This window comes from Pseudoduganella buxea (assembly GCF_009720835.1).
Taxonomy (GTDB): domain Bacteria; phylum Pseudomonadota; class Gammaproteobacteria; order Burkholderiales; family Burkholderiaceae_D; genus Rugamonas; species Rugamonas buxea.
In genome coordinates, this window is sequence record NZ_WNKZ01000025.1 from 1 (window position 1) to 17,889 (window position 17,889).

Here is a 17,889-nt window from a genome sequence, read left to right on the forward strand (position 1 = left end):
GCCTCGACGGCCGCGCGGGCAGCGCGCTCATGGGCCTGCGCCGCCACCAGCGCCGCGCCGGCCGTGCGCACGCGGGTGCGGTCGTCGTCCATTTCCTGGGTCGTCGCGGCGCCCGCCTGCGACAGCACGAGGGAACGCTGCAGCCGCACGTGGGCCGCTTCCAGTTCACTGGCGTGCTGGGCCACCACGGCGGCGGCAGCCTCGCGATCGCTCTCGCGCACGGCCAGCTGGGCACGCGCACCCGCCACGGCATCGCGCGCCTGCTGCTCGTGCGCGGCCGCCTCGTCGCGCCCGGCTTGCAGCGAGGCCGTGTCCATGCGCGCCAGCAGCTGACCGGCCGCGACAAAGTCGCCTTCCTGCACGAGGATGTCGGCAATACGGCCGGGCAGGCGGGTGGCGACGTCGATTTCAGTGGCTTCGATGCGGCCGTTGCCGCTGACCAGGCCCGGGGCCGTCCCGGCGGGCCGGGCCAGCAAGTACCACGCCCAGCCGAGGAGCACGGCAACGGCCATGATGGCCGCGATCGCCGCCACGCGCCGTAGCGGCGAGCGCCTGCCGGGCGGGGAACCCGGCGGCGGCTTGACTGCTTCGCCCGCGGCCGGCGCTGCGGCGGGAGGTATCGACACGGTGTCGTTCATCGGCTAGGGTACGGTGGCTTGGCCCGGCGGCCGCATGGCACCACTGTACGAGCCGAGGCGCGGCCGCTTCCATGATCGTGATCAAGCCCGATGCAGCCCCCCGCCGTGCCGGGGGGCCTGCACCTGCGCCGCTACTTGATCCAGACGGCGTAGTTGGTACCCGACGCCTGCAAGGTCCAGCCCGTGCCGGGGCTCCAGCTGTTCGGGCCGATCTTCATGGCCAGCTGCCGCGTGCTGCCCGTGACGATGGCCGCGTACAGGCCCTGGGTGGCCTGCTGGATGGCGACGGCCGACGTCGACGTCACGCCGGCCGCCTTGCGGGCCTTGATCAGGGCGCCGATCGGTGCCTTCAGGTTCCAGTCGTAGACGTGCGGATAGAACACGGTGGGAATGCCCGGGTGGCTGAGGATGTAGGCATAGCCTTCCATCACGCTGCCGCAGGGCGCTGCCCACAGGTTCTGGCCGGAGCCGCAGGAGGCCGCCGGACCCGTGTCGTGGTTGTCGACGAAGGTGACGGACATGGCCGGCCACCAGCCGATGGCGCCCTGCGGCTTGCCGGCGCTGTCCTTCAGGCGCCAGTAATTGCCGTTGGCCAGGGCGTCGTTCAGGATGCCCTTGGTGGTGAAGTCGAAGGCGCCGCACGCATTGCCCGTGCCGTTGATCCAGTTCATCAGGGCCTGGCGGTTCGCGTTCATGTCGTTCAGATTGAAATCGGGCCACAGCTCGCCCACGCAGAAGTCCGGCGCGAAGGCGTTGGCGTACTTGGCGACGTAGCTGGGGTCGAAGCCCTTCACATAATCGAAGCGCAGGCCCGTGAAGCCGGTCGGTTTCAAGGTGTAGTTCAGCCAGTGGATGATGCCGTTCTGGGTTTCGCCCACGTTCGTGTGGTCCAGGTCGCGCCCGGCGCTGAAGCCCGGTCCCGTGTCGGCATTCCCCAGGCCGCAGTTGCACTCGTCGTTGTTGACGATCGTGTAGGTGCTCCAGTTCGGGCTGGTGAAGTCGGACCAGCCCGTGCTGCCGACGCGGTGGTTGACGACGATGTCGGCGATCGACTGGATGCCCACGCCCTTCAGTGCATTGATGGCCTCGAACAGGTCGGACGAGGTGCCGTAGGACGAATTGAGCACGTCCAGCTTGCGCGGCAGGTAGCCTTCCTTGGCGGCCGAATCGGACGGCGGCGGGAACCACACGTGGGTGACGCCCAGCGCGGCCAGGTCGCTCGACTTGCCGGCCAGCGTGTCGTACCAGGTCGGGCTGGCCTGGTTGGCCGAGTTCCAGTGGAAGCCCTGCAGCAGGATGGCCTTGCTGCCCCCTGCCTGTTGCGTGGGCGTGGCGGCCCCCGCGGTCGATACGGCTGCGAACGTCCCTGCCGCCAGGGCGGCGGCCAAAATGTGTTTCTTCATATTATCTCCTCCAAGTGTCGATAAGCCGCCCGCTGCCAGCGAAGCCGACTACAGGCGAAATGTAGTCATACTACTGATCGTGAAGGGTCTCCTGTTCCCGGAGCTCCCCGTCAGATGCGTCGATTCTTGGGGTATCCATGCATCCATGTCAACTGAATTCACCCGGATGCGGTAGTTTTGATACACCAAACCTGACAGAGTAAACAGTGCGTGTAGTTTGGGTACAATGGCTTGCCGGCGTCGCTGTGCGCGGCCGCGCTCGCTTCCCGGCATTCAAAAAATCCAGAAGGAGACACCATGTTCATCAACCGTAGTTTCGCCGGGCACGCCGCCCTGGCGCTGGCGTATGCGGGCCTGTTGGCCGGCTGCGGCGGCGGCAGCGAAGACCAGCAGGCCACGTCCGCCAGCCCGGTGCGCCTGGGCGCCGCCGTCGTCAGCGCGACCGCAAGCGCAGTCGCACCCGGCACCATCCGCATGCACTTCCACCGCATCCAGAACGATGCCGCCCAGTGGGGCGTGTATTCCTGGGACGGCCCGCTGCAACCGAGCCCCGCGTGGATTTCCGGCCGCTTCATGTTCACCGGCAGCGACGCCTTCGGCGGCTACACGGACATCGCCCTGGCGCCCGGCAAGACAGCGATCCAGTTCCTCGTCACGGATGGCAGCGGCAACAAGAACTGCGGCAACGACCAGCAGGCCGTCCTGCCGGCGGACGTGGCCACCAACGGCACGGAAGTGTGGATGCTGGAAGGCGACTGCACGGTCTACACGAGCCCGCCCGCCCTCACCTACGGCAATTTGACGAGCGCCAAGGCGCACTGGCTGTCCGGCACGACCCTGGCCTGGCCGGGCGCGCCGGCGGGCGCCACCTACAAGCTGTACTACGCGGCCAACGGCGGCATGACGGCCGGCCCGGATGCAAATACCGGCCTGGCCGGCGCCGAAGGCAGCTTTGCGCTGCAGGCGGCCAGCCTGCCGGACGCGCTGCGCCAGAAATTCCCCCACCTGGCCGGCGCCACGGCCCTTCGCCTGAGCGACGCCGATGCCGCCCGCGCCGCGCGCCTGGCCAGCGGCCAGTTCGCCATCGCCCAGTTCGCCGCCAACGGCAGCCTGGTGCAGGTGACGTCGCTGCAGCAGGCCGGCATGCTGGACGACGTGTTCGCGACGCGCGCCGCCAGCGCCCAGCTGGGCCTGTCGTTCGACCGGGGCGTGCCCACCTTCCGCGTGTGGGCACCGACGGCCAAGTCCGTGCGGCTGACCGTGTATTCGGCACCCACGGGCGGCAAGTCGGACACACTGCCGATGACGCTGGATGCAGCCAGCGGCGTGTGGCGCTACACGGCACCGAACGCCTCCTGGACCAACCGCGCCTACTACACCTACACGGTGCAGGTGCTGTCGCGCTGGGCCAACAACACGGTGGTGACGAACACCGTCACCGACCCGTATTCCGTCAGCGTGTCGGCCAACAGTGCGCGCAGCTTCGTCGCCGACCTGGACAGCGCCCAGCTGAAACCGGCGGGCTGGGACGAGCACCGCATTCCGAAGCTGGATTCGCCCCTTGACATCGCCCTGTACGAGCTGCACATCCGCGATTTCTCGGCGTCGGACAGCACGGTGCCGGCCGCGCACCGGGGCAAGTACCTGGCCTTCACGGACACCGAGTCCGCGCCGATGCGCCACCTGAAATCGCTGCAGAAGGCCGGCATGACGCACGTGCACCTGCTGCCCAGCTATGATTTCTCCAGCGTCAACGAAGCCGGTTGCGCCACGCCGGCCATCCCGGGCGGCGCCGCCGATGCGACGATACAGCAGGCGGCCGTGGCCGCCACGCGCGACAGCGACTGCTTCAACTGGGGCTACGATCCCGTCCACTACAACACCCCCGAAGGCAGTTACGCCACCGACACGAGCAACGGCGCCGTGCGCGTTCGCGAGTTCCGCGCCATGGTGCAGGCGCTGCACGAAGCGGGCCTGCGCGTGACCTTGGATGTCGTCTACAACCACACCAGCTCGGCCAAGCAGGACCCGCTGTCCGTGCTGGACCGCATCGTGCCCACGTACTACTACCGCCAGGGCGCGGAAGGCAACCTGCTCAATGACAGCTGCTGCGCCGACACGGCCCAGGAAAACGTCATGATGGCGAAACTGATGCTCGACTCGGCCAGCCTGTGGGCGCGCCAGTACAAGATCGACAGCTTCCGCTTCGACATCATGGGCTTCACGCCGCTGGCGCTGATGCAGCGCATGCAGGGCGCCGTGGACGCTGCCGCCGGCCGCCCCATCTACCTGTACGGCGAAGCGTGGAACTTCGGCGCCGTCGCCAACGACGCCCGCTTCGTGCAGGCCCGCCAGGCCAATATGTTCGGCACCGGCATCGGCTCGTTCAACGACCGCATCCGCGACACGGTGCGGGGCGGCGGCTGCTGCGACACGGGCGCCTCGCTCGTCAACCAGCAGGGCTTCGTCAACGGCGCCTGGTTCGATCCGAACGGCCAGTCGACGCAGACCCGTGACGACGCCTTGCGCCTGGCGGACCTGGCCCGCGTGGCCCTGTCCGGCACCTTGCGCGACTACCGCTTCACGGACCGCTTCGGCACCGTGCGCAGCAATGCCGAGATCGACTACTTCGGCCAGCAGGCGGGCTTCGCCGGCAGCCCGGCCGAGACCATCAACTATGTCGAGGCGCATGACAACCAGACCCTGTTCGACGTCAACGCGCTGAAGCTGCCGCAAAACACGCCGCTGGCGGACCGGGTGCGGGTGCAGACCCTGGGCGCGGCCGTCAATATCCTGTCGCAAGGCGTGCCCTTCTTCCACGCCGGCCAGGAAATCCTCCGCTCCAAGTCGCTGGACCGGGACAGCTACAACGCCGGCGACTGGTTCAACCGCCTCGACTACGGCTACACGTCGAACAACTTCGGCGTCGGCCTGCCGATGGCCGGCTCGAACGAATCGAGCTGGTCCATCATGGCGCCCGTGCTGGCCAACCCGCTCATCAGCCCGGACACCCGGGCCATCCTGGCGGCCCGGGCCGGCTTCGAGGAGCTGCTCGCCATCCGCAAGGACAGCACCTTGTTCCGCCTGCGCACGGCCAAGGACGTCAGCGAACGCCTGGCGTTCCACAATACGGGACCGAATCAGGTGCCGGGCATCGTGGCAATGAGCATTTCAGGCGACCAGCCGAGCCACTACCCCGGGGCGCAATATAAAAAGGTCGTCGTCGTCTTCAATGTCGACAAGACGGCGAAAAGCGTGGCCATTCCCGAGTTGAAAGGCTTGAAACTGCAGTTGCACCGCATCCAGAAGAGTGGCAGCGACGCGGTGGTGAAAACCTCTGCCTATGACACCGCCATCGGCAGTTTCACGATCCCCGCGCGCACCGCGGCCGTCTTCGTGCAGAACGCCGGCGACTAAAGCGGCGTGACGACCCGGCACTGACGCAAGCCCCTGGAAACAGGGGCTTTTTTGTCGCTTCGGCGGCACTTGCAGTAAAGCGTTGTAATGCCTTGTAAAGAATGCGGTGGCGGCATACCCAAATTGCCACCGAAAACGGTAAAATCCGGCACGTTTCTCCTTGGCGAACCGGCCACACTTTATTCACAGGCTTGCGTAAAACCGGGAAAGATCGGAAGATGCTTGCGCGCGCCTGAATGAAACACTTTTCGTGACGACGTTTCGCAAGGGCTCCATCGAACCCTGATAAAGTTATTTGACCATCCCAGTAATGCCGCCTGCCTTGTCCCGTATTCTCATTTGCCGAACCGATAATATCGGCGACGTCGTGCTGACCCTGCCGCTGGCGGGTTACCTGAAGCAGCTGCTTCCCGGCGTGCGCGTGGACGTGCTGTGCCGCGCCTACGCGGCGCCCGTCGTCAGCTGCTGCAGCTTCGTCGACCGCACCCTGCGGCTCGAGGAGCTGGACGTCGACCGCCTGTTCGAAGAGGAAGACTACGATACCGTCATTTTCGCCTTCCCCCACCGCGCGCTGGGCCGGGCGGCACGCCGGGCCCGGGTGCCGAACCGGGTCGGCAGCAGCCACCGCCTGCATCACTGGTGGACCTGCAACCGGCTGGCCCATTTCAGCCGTGTGCGCTCGCGCCTGCACGAAGCCCAGCTCAATTTCGCCCTGTTGAAACCGCTCGGCATCGACTACGTGCCGGCCCTGCGCGACATCTGCGGGTGGTACGGCCTGCAGGCGCCACGCCTGCCGGAAGTGGACGAACTGTTCCGCGCCGCGCCGTTCAACCTGGTGCTGCACCCGAAATCGAACGGCAACGGCCGCGAATGGTCGCTGGAGCGCTACACGGAACTTGCGGCGACCCTGGCAGGCGACCCGGGCATAGCCATCTGGATCACGGGCAGCCGCGCCGAAGGCGAACTGCTGGCCCGCGACGCCCAGGCCTTGCTGGCCAGCCCGAACGTGCACAACCTGTGCGGCCGCTTCGACCTGCGCGGCCTGGTCGCGCTGATCGGCAGCGCCGACGGCCTGATCGCCAGCGGCACGGGGCCGCTGCACATGGCTGCGGCCCTCGGGCGCAACACCCTGGGCCTGTTCCCGCCGGTACAGCCGATCGACATCGCGCGCTGGGGCGCCCTGGGCGCGAACGCCACGTCGGTCAGCGGCGAACGGCAGTGCGACAGCTGCACGGGCGCGCAAAGCTGCGTGTGCATGGCGGCGATCAGTGCCGGCCAGGTGGCCGACGTCGTGTTCCAATGGCGCGACGCCGCCAGGCGCCATGCCGGCAAGCGCATCATGGCCACGTAAGATGCGGCCGAGCCTGCTCATCACGCTGGACTCGATGCGGCACGAGAACACGGGCCTGCACACCTTCGGCAAGAGCCTGGGCCGGGAACTGGCCCGCCAGGGCGCCGGCCGTTTCGACATGAGCGCCTATACCTACCCGGCGCAGAACGGCATCCTGGGCAGCCACGTGGCGCATGTACGCCACCGCAAATACCACCGCTGGATCATGCCGCAGGGGCGCCGCTTCGACGTGGTCCATTTCGCCGACCAGTACTGCCGCTTCGGCGCCGAACGGGTGCGCGCCAGGACGGTAATGACGGTGCACGACCTGAACCAGGTGCACGAGCAGCCGGCGAGCAGCCCCCGGCTGCAACGCCACCTGCGCCGCATGGCCCGCAAGATCGCCGCCGTCGACCGCGTCGTGGCGATCTCGGAATTCGTCAAGGGCGACATCCTGCGCCTGTTCCCGGACGCGGCGGACAAGATCTCCGTCATCTACAACGGCGCCGATGCCGGCAGCGTCCCCGCCGGCCACCGGCCCCGCCACATGCCGCCGGGTCCGTTCCTGTTCACCGTCGGCATGGTCTGCCCGAAGAAGAACTTCCACGTGCTGGTGCCGCTGTTGCGGGGGAACGACTTCACGCTCGTCATCGCCGGCGTCGTCAAGGAAGACTACCGGCAAGCCATCGTGCGCGAGGCCGCGCGCTTCGGCGTGACGGACCGCGTCGCCATCACAGGCCCCGTCAGCCAGGCCGACAAGGACTGGTATTACGCCCACTGCGAAGCGTTCCTGTTCCCGTCGCTGGCCGAAGGCTTCGGCCTGCCCGTGCTGGAAGCCATGCACCACGGCCGCCCCGTGTTCCTGTCGCGCTCGACCAGCCTGCCGGAGGTGGGCGGCGATGCCGCCTACTATTTCGACAGCTTCGAGCCCGGGCACATGAGCGCCGTACTGACCGAGGGCATGGCGCGCTTCGCCGCCGACGGCGGCCCGCGGCGGGTACGCGACCATGCCGCGCGGTTCTCGTGGGAGAACGCGGCGGCGGCCTATCTCGACCTGTATCGGCAGGTGCTGGCGGCCTGAAGGCAGGCCGCTTGCGAGTCCCGGCCTGTTGCGGGCACCGCATGGCGGCGGCCCCGGCGAACGTACTGCGCATCTTGCCTTTCCGGCAAACAGATGCGCAATTGCGGCAGCGACTGTGTCGCGCAAGACGCACACCGCCCCCGCAGCTGCACGGATTTCCAGCTCTGTCGAAATTTCCGGTTAGCAACTGCGATACAATTGTCCCAGACCGCGGCAAGCGCGCGCCGCACCAACCCAGGACCGTCTTTGGCAGCTCCCGCCCCGTCAACCCTGCTTTCGTCCGTCGTCCGGACGGCCCGGCTGCGCCGCTGGGCGGCGGCTCTGCTGCTGTGCCCTGCCCTGGCGTTCGGCGAGGACACGCTGGCCACGCGCCTGGACGACGCGGGGGCCAAGGCGCGTTCCGTGCCGGACCAGGCCCTGCGCGAGTTGCGCGCCATGGCCGGCGAAGTGGCCACCGCGCCGCCGGCATTGCGGGCGGACTTCCTGTATTTTTCCAGCACGGCCGAGCGCACGGCCGGCGACGTGCCCCGCGCCCTGGCGCTGGCCGACGAGCTGGTGGCGTTCGGCGAACGGCAAGGCGACGACGTGGCGCTCGTCAAGGGCCTGCTGGAGCGCGCCAATGCCCAGTGGATGCTGGGCAAGGTGCCGGCCTCGCACGCGACATCGCTGCAGGCCGAACGCGTGGCCCGGCGCATCGCCGACGTGGCCGTCAAGGTGCAAAGTGCCATCAGCGCCGGCCAGGCGTACCAGGAACAGGGCAATTATCCGGCCGGCCTGGCCAGGCTGCAGGGCGCCGTGGACCTGGCGCGCCAGATCGAGGGCGACACGGCGCCGCTGGGGAACAGCCTGTACGCGCTGGTGTGGCTGTACCTGAACATGGGACAGCTCGACAAGGCCGCCGAAGCCCAGCGCGAATCGCTGCTGCTGGCCCGGGCGGCCGAATCGCCGGCCCGCATCGCCGTGGCGCTGGGCACGGAATATGCGCTGGCAATCGAACAGAAGGCGTTCCGGCGCGCGCGCCGTGCCCTGCTCGAAGCGCTCGGCCTGGAACGCAGCATCGGCGCACGCCAGATGACGGCCACCACCCTGGTCTACCTGTCCGACTCCTACCTGAAGGAGCGAAAGTTCCAGGAAGCGCGCACCTATGGCGCGCAGGCGCTGCAGGCGGCCATCGACGTCAACAGCGTCAGCGATATCGCCACGGCCCGCGTCAACCTGGGCCAGGCCTACCTGGGCCTTGGCCTGCTGGCCGAAGGCAAGCGGCACGTCGATGCCGGCCTCGCCACCTATGAAAAACAGGGCGACAAGCCGGAGCTGCAGGCCGTGCTGCTCGAATACGGCGGCGCGCTGGAGCACGCGGGCGACTACCGCGGCGCCATCGGCGCCTATCACCGCGAGCGCGACATCGCCCGCGAGATGTTCGCCGACGAACGCCGGGCTGCCGTGCTGGAGCTGCAGGAAAAATACGATGCCGAGCGCACGCAGCGCCAGATCGAAGCGCTGCGCCGCGACAACCGGGCGGCCGGCGCGGAACTGGAACACCGCCGGCTGCAACAGCGCATCTGGTGGCTGCTGGCCGGTGCGTGCGCGCTGGCCGCCGCCACCGTCGCGCTGATGTACCGCAAGGTGCGCCAGGCCAACGCCCGCCTGGCAGAAAGGAATGTGGAACTGAAGCGCCAGGGTTCGCTCGATCCGCTCACCGGCTTGTACAACCGTCGTCACTTCCAGGCATTCATGGCGGCAGGCCAGGAGGGCGGCGGGCGCCGCGCCACGGACGGCGACACCGTGGGCGCGCTGTTCCTGCTGGACGTGGACCATTTCAAGCACGTCAACGATACCTTCGGCCATGCGGCCGGCGACGAGGTGCTCAAGCTGATCGCCGCCGGCCTGCGCGAGGCGCTGCGCGAGACCGATATGATCGTGCGCTGGGGCGGCGAGGAATTCCTCGTCTTCCTGCCCGCCGTGGCGCGCGCCGGCCTGGACGACGTGGCGCGCCGCATCCTGTACGGCATCTCGTCAAGAACCGTGGCGTACCAGGGCGCAGTCATTCCCGTCAACGTCTCGGTCGGCTTCGCGCCCTATCCGCTCATGGCAGGCACGACGCCGCTGGCCTGGGAACGGGTGGTCAACCTGGCCGACATGGCCCTGTACCTGGCCAAGTCCAATGGCCGCAACCGCGCCGTCGGCGTGCGCGGCTTCCCCGGCCTGGACCGTACCACGGTGGAAGCGGTCGAAGCCGACCTGGAACACGCGTGGCACGCGGGCTTCGTGGACCTCGCCGTGGTGCCGGGCGGCGCGCCCGGCGAGGCCCGGCCGGAAGGACGAACGGACTAGCCGCCCGCTGCCGCCCTGGCCCGCGCCGCATGCAGCTTCCGGTAGCTGTCGATCAGGCGGTCGTGCCGGTCCAGGCCCTCCAGCGCCATGCTGGTGGGCGTCAAGCCGTGGAAACGCACGCTGCCATCGACGGAGCCCAGCACCGCATCCATCCGCGCATCGCCGTACATGCGGCGGAAATTGGCGACGTAGTCTTCCAGCGCCAGCTCGTCGTCCAACGTCACCGTCAGCACCGCATCCATGGCCTGGTAGAACAGGCGGCGTTCGACCGTGTTGTCGTTGTACTGAAGGAAGGCGCTGACCAGGTCCTGCGCATCCTCGAACTGCTTCAGGGCCAGGTGGACCAATAGTTTCAGTTCCAGCACCGTCAGCTGGCCCCACTCCGTGTTCTCGTCGAATTCGACACCGATCAGGGTGGCAATATCGGCGTATTCATCCAGCTCGTTGTTCTCCAGGCGCTCCAGCAGGTCGGCCAGGGCCGCGTCATCCAGGCGGTGCAGGTTCAGGATGTCGGCGCGGAACAGCAGCGATTTATTGGTGTTGTCCCACACCAGGTCTTCCACCGGATACACCTCCGAGTAGCCTGGCACGACGATGCGGCAGGCGACGGCGCCCAGCTGGTCGTACACGGCCGTGTAGACTTCCTTGCCCATGCCTTCCAGCAGGCCCAGCAAGGTGGCCGCTTCCTCGGCGTTGGCGTTCTCGCCGTGTGCGGAGAAATCCCACTCGACGAACGCGTGATCGGCCTTGGCGCTGAAGAAGCGCCACGACACGACGCCGCTCGAATCGATGAAGTGCTCGACGAAGTTGTTCGGCTCCGTCACGGCGTTGCTGGCGAACGTGGGCGGCGGCAGGTCGTTCAGGCCTTCGAAGCTGCGCCCCTGCAGCAGTTCCGTCAGGCTGCGCTCGAGCGCCACCTCGAAGCTGGGGTGGGCGCCGAACGAGGCGAACACGCCGCCCGTGCGCGGGTTCATCAGGGTCACGCACATCACGGGGTAGGTGCCGCCCAGCGACGCGTCCTTGACCAGCACGGGGAAGCCCTGCTCTTCCAGGCCCTGGATGCCGGCGACGATGCCGGGGTATTTCGCCAGCACGTCCTGCGGCACGTCCGGCAGGGCCAGTTCGCCCTCCAGGATTTCGCGCTTGACGGCACGCTCGAAGATCTCCGACAGGCACTGCACCTGGGCCTCGGCCAGCGTATTACCGGCGCTCATGCCGTTGCTGACGTACAGGTTTTCCAGCAGGTTGGAGGGGAAGTACACGGTGGCGCCGTCGGACTGGCGGGTGAACGGCAGCGAGCAGATGCCCCGCGCCGCGTTGCCGGAATTGGTGTCGACCAGGTGCGAGGCGCGCAGTTCGTCGTCCGGGTCGTAGATGTCGAGGCAGTACTCGTCCAGGATTTCCTTCGGCAGCGCGTCCTTCGGGCCGGGCTGGAACCAGCGCTCGTTCGGGTAGTGCACGAAGGGCGCGTTGGCGATCTCCTCGCCCCAGTAGGCGCCGCCGTAGAAGTGGTTGCAGTTCAGGCGCTCGATGAATTCGCCCAGGGCCGACGCCAGCGCGCTTTCCTTCGTCGCGCCCTTGCCGTTGGTGAAGCACATGGGCGAATGGGCGTCGCGGATATGCAGCGACCATACATTGGGCACGATATTGCGCCACGACGCGATCTCGATCTTCATGCCCAGGCCGGCCAGCAGGCCGGACATGTTGGCGATGGTTTCTTCCAGCGGCAGGTCCTTGCCTTCGATGAAGGTGCGCGCGCCGGCCGGCGCCAGGGTCAGGAGGGCCTGCGCGTCCGCGTCCAGGTTCTCCACTTCCTCGATGACGAACTCGGGGCCTTCCTGCACCACTTTCTTCACCGTGCAGCGCTCGATCGAGCGCAGGATGCCCTGGCGGTCCTTGTCCGAGATATCGGCCGGCAGCTCGACCTGGATCTTGAAGATCTGGCGGTAGCGGTTCTCCGGATCGACGATATTGTTCTGCGACAGGCGGATATTCTCCGTCGGGATATTGCGGGTATTGCAGTACAACTTCACGAAATACGCCGCGCACAGGGCCGACGAGGCCAGGAAGTAGTCGAACGGGCCGGGTGCCGAGCCGTCGCCCTTGTAGCGGATCGGCTGGTCGGCGATCACCGTGAAGTCGTCGAACTTCGCTTCCAGACGCAGCTTGTCGAGAAAGTTGACCTTGATTTCCATGAGAGTAGTCCTGTTGGTATGACGGTGCGGCGGCGATGATCCGCGCAGGGGCCGACAGTGTACATGATCGGGCTTCCGTGCACGTAAGCACCGGGTAAGCAAGCCACCCTACTATCCGACCATGGCTGCATGGCACCACCTGGCTGCGCCACATAAAAAACATTGGAGACAATATGGAACAAGACGTCCTGCAACGGGTCAAGAACGACCCCAATTACCAGAAGCTGGTCAAGACACGCTCGCGCTACGGCTGGAAGCTGACGTGGGCCGTGATGATCGCCTACTACGGCTTCACGGCCCTGAATGCCTTCGACAAGGAGTTCATGGCGGCCAAGATCGGCGACGGCGTCATGTCGCGCGGCGTGCCGCTGGGCCTGGCCGTGATCCTGTTCACGGTGGCCGTCACGGCCATCTACGTGCGCCGCGCCAACCGTGAATTCGACGCGCTGACCGAGGCCATCCACGCCAACGCCGCGTTTGCACCGTCGTCGCAAGCCGCGGCAGCGGCCAGCGCAGCCCGTGCCGAAGAGGTGCGCGCATGATGCACGCTTCCCGCCCCGCCGTCCGCGCTGCCGTTCGTTCCACGGCTGCGCTGGCATTGCTGGCCGCAGCCGGCGCCGCCGTGGCCGCGCCCGACCTGGGCCAGTCCGTCAAGCAGGCCACCAACTGGACGGCCATCCTCATGTTCAGCGCCTTCGTGCTGATGACGCTGTTTATCACCAAGTGGGCCGCCAAGCGCACCCGCTCGGCGTCGGACTTCTACACGGCCGGTGGCGGCATCACGGGCTTCCAGAACGGCCTGGCCATTGCCGGCGACTTCATGTCCGCCGCTTCCTTCCTGGGTATTTCCGCCGCCGTGTTCATCAACGGCTTCGACGGCCTGATCTACGCCATCGGCTTCCTCGTCGGCTGGCCCGTGCTGACCTTCCTGATGGCCGAGCGGCTGCGCAACCTGGGCCGCTTCACCTTTGCCGACGTGGCGGCCTACCGCTTCGCCCAGAAGCCGGTGCGCCTGTTCGCCGCCTCCGGCACGCTGGTCGTCGTGCTGTTCTACCTGATCGCCCAGATGGTGGGCGCCGGCCAGCTGATCAAGCTGCTGTTCGGCCTGGACTACTGGATCGCCGTCGTGCTCGTCGGCGTGCTGATGATGGTCTACGTGCTGTTCGGCGGCATGACGGCCACCACCTGGGTACAGATCATCAAGGCCGTGATGCTGCTGGGCGCCACCAGCTACATGGCATTCGCCGTGCTGGCCCTGCATGACTTCAGCCCGTCCGCGCTGTTCGGCAAGGCCGTCGAAGTGCACGCCAAGGGCGATTCCATCATGGGCCCCGGCGGCTTCATCAAGGACCCCATTTCCGGCATCTCGTTTGGCATGGCGCTGATGTTCGGCACGGCCGGCCTGCCGCACATCCTGATGCGCTTCTTCACCGTCCCCAGCGCCAAGGAAGCACGCAAGTCGGTGCTGTGGGCCACGACGTGGATCGGCTACTTCTATGTGCTGGTGTTTATCATCGGCTTCGGCGCCATCGTCCTGGTCGGCACCAGCGCCGACTTCAAGGACGGCGCCGGCAAGCTGCTGGGCGGCGACAATATGGCGGCCGTGCACCTGGCCAAGGCCGTCGGCGGCGACATCTTCCTCGGCTTCATTTCCGCCGTGGCCTTCGCCACCATCCTGGCCGTCGTGGCCGGCCTGACCCTGTCGGGCGCATCGGCCGTGTCGCATGACCTGTACGCCACCGTCATCAAGAAAGGCAAGCCGGCGCCGGGCAGCGAACTGCGCGTGTCGAAGTTCACCACCATCGTGCTCGGTGTCATCGCCGTGCTGCTGGGCATCGTGTTCGAGAAGCAGAACGTCGCCTTCATGGTGTCGCTGGCCTTCGCCATTGCCGCCTCGGCCAACTTCCCCGTGCTGTTCATGTCCGTCCTGTGGAGCAAGTGCACGACGCGCGGCGCCACCGTGGGCGGCTTCCTCGGCCTGTTCACGGCCGTCGCACTGACGGTGCTGTCGAAATCCGTGTGGGTCGACGTCTTCCACAACGCCACGGCCATCTTCCCCTACACGTCGCCGGCGCTGTTCTCGATGACGGTCGGCTTCGTCGGCATCTGGCTGTTCTCGGTCACGGACAAGAGCCCCCGCGCCGCCATCGACAAGGCCGGCTTCGAGGCGCAGGAAATCCGCTCGGAGACGGGCATCGGCGCTTCCGGCGCGCACGCGCACTGACGTTGCATCGGCGCCGTCAGGCCGGACGACGGCGCAACGGCAGCAAGGGCTGGGTCCTGTACGGGGCCCGGCCCTTTTCGTTTTCGCCACTGCCGCGGGCAAGCCGCCAAGCGGACCGTGCAGGCCAAGGACCCTGCCGCGCCGCGATTCAAGGACGCGCTCTGTCCCATGCGGCGCCGAGCTTTCGATCGAGCCCGTACACATCTTCCAGGAATGTCACGGTGCCGTCGTCCTGCGCCACCGCCGTGGCATAGAAGATCACCACCGGTACCGGTGTCTGCAGTTGAACCACCCGAACCGCGCCCGGCGCCATTGCCCGCGCCACCGCGTCGGCATGCCAATGAACCGGGTCGGCCAGCACGAAGCCGGCAAGCGCGGCGGGGTCCTCCACGCGGATGCAGCCATGACTGAAATCGCGCCGCGCGGCATCGAACAGTTCACGTGCGGGGGTGCCATGAAGATAGATATTCATGGCGTTCGGCAAGCCGAATTTGACGGGACCCAGTGCATTCGATGGACCCGGCCGCTGGCGTATCCGCAGCGTGCCGCTACGCAACGCGGCCAGATCGGCCCGGCCCGTGCCCTGTGCGCCAGTGCCCACCAGCTCCATGTCGTGCCGCCGCAGGTAACCCGCATCGCGTGCCAGGCGTGGCAGCAATTCGTGGATGGCGATACTGCGCGGAACATTCCAGTAGGGATTGAATTCCACATATCGCATCGTGCCGATGAATACGGGCGTGGGTGTGCCCGCGGCCTTGCCGACGATTACGCGCATATCCAGCAAGGGGCGGCCGCCCTGCTCGCGCCGGTCGATGGCCCACAGGCGATAGGACGGCAGGTTCACGACGACCAGGCGCCCCAAGGGCAGCGGCGGCAGCCAGCGCAGGCGTTCCATCGCCAGTGCGATCTGCCGCACGCGCTGCCGCAGCGGCACGTTGAGCGCCGCCACCGTGGCGGGGCCGGCCACGCCGTCCTCGCGCAGCCCATGACGGCGCTGGAACGCCATGACGGCGGCGGCCACCTGATCGGAGTAGCGGCCATCGGCGACCTCGGCAGCGCTCGGCGGCAAATCGCCCAGTTCGGCCAGCCGGCGGGCCAGCGCGCCGGCGCCGTCGTCACCCGCTGCAAGGGGGCGCCCTGCCGGCAAGGTCACGGCCGTATCGCCGCCGGCGGCCATTGCGCGGTGACGCTGCAGCGCGGTACGCAGCCGGCCATAAATCGCCAGCGTTGGCGCCGCATTGGCGCGCAGCTCTTCCAGCCGGCCAAGCGCCAGGGCACCCTCGAGCAGCGCCGCAGCGTCGAACGCGGCCGCCGGGCGAGGGTCGGCAGAGCGCACCGTGCCGCGCGTGCGCCCGGCGTGCAAATCGGTGATATAGCGCAGCATGGCACCGGTCAAGGCGATGTCGTGGCGGGCCGCGTCACCGGCTCCCCCGTCACCAGCGCCTGGCAGGGGGCGCAGGCGGTAATCGGCAGGCTCCAGGCCATCGTCGTCGGCGTGCACGAGCATCGCCAGCGCCGCCTGCGCGTCTGCGGTGGATGTCCAGGCCGGGACCCCGCCACGCAGCGCATAGAAGCGCTGCGTGGCGGCGGCTTCGTGGCCCGCCTCCACGCCTGCCGTCGGCAGTTCCGCCAGCAGCCGGCGCAACTGCGGCGCATTGTCCGGCGCCAGCGCGACGGATGCGCCGGCGGCCCAGGCAAGCATCCATGCAACGAAGACGCGCCGGCCGGAGCGGGTCATCTTGCTCCGCGCCATCATGCGACCGGCGTGCCCGGCCCGCGCACCGTGGCCGGGTGCGCCAGGGGCGACGTCAGCACCATGCAGTCGCGCGACATCACCCACTCCTCGCACGTGGCTTCGATCGCCACGGTGACCGTACTGCCCGCCGGGCTGATGCAGCGTGCGTTGGATGCGTCAAGGCGGGCATCGAGCTGCACGCCGAGCCCGCCCAGCGCCGCGCAGATGCGCTGCCGCAGCAGCGTATCGTGCTCGCCGACGCCGCCGGTGAAGACGAGGATGTCCAGTCCGCCAAGCACCGCCGCGATGGCACCGACCTCGCGCACGACCTGGCGTACGTACAAGGCCAGCGCCGCACCGGCCCGCTCGGCAGCCGGGCCGCCCTGCGTTTCGCGGCGCAGCAGCACCTGGGGATCGGCGGACGCGCCTGACACACCGAGCAGTCCGGCCTCTTCGTGCAGCAGGCGGTCCAGTGCGGCCGTATCGCCAAGCTCGCGCAGCAGGTGGCGCATGGCCTCCGGCGGCAGCGCACCCGCGCCGGTGCCGGTCATCAGGCCGTCCGCCGGCGACAGCCCCGGGCTGACGGCGACACTGCGCAGGCGCAGCATGCCGCACAGGCTGGCAGTACTGCCGAGGTGGGCGGCGATGACGCGGCCACGTGCCCGCGCGCCGAAACGGCGCGGCAGCATCATGGCGAGGTACTCGAAGGACAGCCCATGGCAGCCGTTTCGGCGCAGGCCGGCTTCCCAGTACCGGTGCGGCAGCGGCAGCATCCGTTCGGCCAGCGGCAACGTACGGTGGAACCATGTGTCGAATGAGGCAACCTGCGGCACGCCCGGCCAGCGGGCGGCGACCACGCGCGCCATGCGCAGCGCATCGCGCTGGTATCGCGGCACCGGTTCGGGCGCCGCCTCCAGCGCGTCCAGCGAACGGTCATCGAGCCGCAGCGCGGCGCCATCCAGCCCGCCAGCCACCGGCAGCCGGTAGCCGATCGCGCGCAGGGTTCGATTGCCCAGCCACGCCTCGGAGCGCGCCAACAGGCAGGCGACGGCGCCCAGGAAGGGATCGGCAGCCGGCGCCAGGTCGCTGCTGCCACCCTCGCTGTCGCGCCAGCGCGAATCGGCGCCTCCGATGTCGGTGACGCTGCCGCGCCACAGCGGTCGCTGCGCCGGCAGCGGCGTGCATGCGTCAAAGATCGCGCTCTTCAGGCTGGCAGTGCCTGCATTGAGCAGCAGCAGTGCCTCGCTGTCGGGCTGGCGGGTCGTATCGTCCATGGCAGGTATCCGGTAATGGTACAAAACAGCTTACGCCATCGCTGCCACGGCGGGGGGCACCCGCTTGATCCTGGTCAAATCGCGCCGCACCGGCAAGTCTCGCCAGGTACGACGAGTTGGTTGGGCGCGACGGCACGTCGGATCGCGATGCGACGCGCCGTGGCGTCGCCTTGCGTTGCGTACCGGACAATACGCCCGCTCCTTGACGCATCTCAGCTTCCCCGGACGGTGCGACCCGGCCTGCCTTGCTCGCGGCTA

At 68.0% G+C, this 17,889-nt stretch carries 11 protein-coding genes; 6 read left to right on the forward strand and 5 right to left on the reverse strand.

Features of this window, described 5'->3' with window-relative positions; all coding sequences use genetic code 11:
* Together GM672_RS10925 and GM672_RS10930 are read right to left on the reverse strand one after the other, a co-directional pair.
* A partial coding sequence (locus tag GM672_RS10925) for an HlyD family secretion protein (protein WP_371867055.1) occupies positions 1 to 626 on the reverse strand: 626 nt, incomplete at its 3' end.
* 143 nt (positions 627 to 769) lie between these two features.
* Positions 770 to 2,041 (reverse strand): glucan 1,4-alpha-maltotetraohydrolase domain-containing protein, encoded by a 1,272-nt coding sequence (locus GM672_RS10930; RefSeq protein WP_155470567.1) that lies wholly within the window; start codon positions 2,039 to 2,041, stop codon positions 770 to 772.
* A gap of 297 nt (positions 2,042 to 2,338) precedes the next feature.
* Here GM672_RS10930 and GM672_RS10935 point away from each other — a divergent pair, with 297 nt between their 5' ends.
* The 4 genes from GM672_RS10935 to GM672_RS10950 all read left to right on the forward strand — a co-directional run bounded on the left by GM672_RS10935 (position 2,339) and on the right by GM672_RS10950 (position 10,203).
* The gene (locus tag GM672_RS10935) at positions 2,339 to 5,458 is read left to right on the forward strand and encodes an alpha-1,6-glucosidase domain-containing protein (RefSeq protein WP_155470568.1); all 3,120 of its coding nucleotides are present in this window, start codon (positions 2,339 to 2,341) and stop codon (positions 5,456 to 5,458) included.
* Positions 5,459 to 5,780: 322 nt separating this feature from the next.
* A complete protein-coding gene (locus GM672_RS10940; RefSeq protein ID WP_229417675.1) occupies positions 5,781 to 6,809 on the forward strand; it encodes a glycosyltransferase family 9 protein in 1,029 nt (342 codons plus the stop codon).
* 1 nt (position 6,810) lies between these two features.
* Positions 6,811 to 7,869: a glycosyltransferase family 4 protein gene (locus GM672_RS10945; protein ID WP_170300016.1), complete on the forward strand. Its 1,059-nt coding sequence runs from the start codon at positions 6,811 to 6,813 to the stop codon at positions 7,867 to 7,869.
* 246 nt (positions 7,870 to 8,115) lie between these two features.
* Positions 8,116 to 10,203, forward strand: a complete 2,088-nt coding sequence (locus GM672_RS10950; protein ID WP_229417676.1) for a diguanylate cyclase — start codon at positions 8,116 to 8,118, stop codon at positions 10,201 to 10,203.
* On the opposite strand, the gene GM672_RS10955 is transcribed toward GM672_RS10950, so the two are convergent.
* Positions 10,200 to 12,398, reverse strand: a complete 2,199-nt coding sequence (locus GM672_RS10955; RefSeq protein ID WP_155470570.1) for an OsmC domain/YcaO domain-containing protein — start codon at positions 12,396 to 12,398, stop codon at positions 10,200 to 10,202. The genes GM672_RS10950 and GM672_RS10955 overlap by 4 nt on opposite strands.
* A gap of 173 nt (positions 12,399 to 12,571) precedes the next feature.
* On the opposite strand from GM672_RS10955, the gene GM672_RS10960 reads away from it, so the two are divergent.
* Together GM672_RS10960 and GM672_RS10965 are read left to right on the forward strand one after the other, a co-directional pair.
* Positions 12,572 to 12,940 carry a DUF485 domain-containing protein gene (locus tag GM672_RS10960; RefSeq protein ID WP_155470571.1) on the forward strand — a complete coding sequence of 123 codons (369 nt, stop codon included), beginning with the start codon at positions 12,572 to 12,574 and terminating at the stop codon, positions 12,938 to 12,940.
* A complete protein-coding gene (locus GM672_RS10965) occupies positions 12,937 to 14,622 on the forward strand; it encodes a cation acetate symporter (protein ID WP_229417677.1) in 1,686 nt (561 codons plus the stop codon). The genes GM672_RS10960 and GM672_RS10965 overlap by 4 nt, the downstream gene beginning before the upstream one ends.
* 148 nt (positions 14,623 to 14,770) lie before the next feature.
* On the opposite strand, the gene GM672_RS10970 is transcribed toward GM672_RS10965, so the two are convergent.
* Both GM672_RS10970 and GM672_RS10975 read right to left on the reverse strand, forming a co-directional pair.
* Complete coding sequence (locus GM672_RS10970; RefSeq protein ID WP_170300017.1) at positions 14,771 to 16,360, reverse strand: L,D-transpeptidase family protein; 1,590 nt, start codon at positions 16,358 to 16,360, stop codon at positions 14,771 to 14,773.
* A gap of 14 nt (positions 16,361 to 16,374) precedes the next feature.
* Positions 16,375 to 17,631 carry an acetate/propionate family kinase gene (locus GM672_RS10975; protein ID WP_155470573.1) on the reverse strand — a complete coding sequence of 419 codons (1,257 nt, stop codon included), beginning with the start codon at positions 17,629 to 17,631 and terminating at the stop codon, positions 16,375 to 16,377.
* Positions 17,632 to 17,889 lie beyond the last annotated feature (258 nt).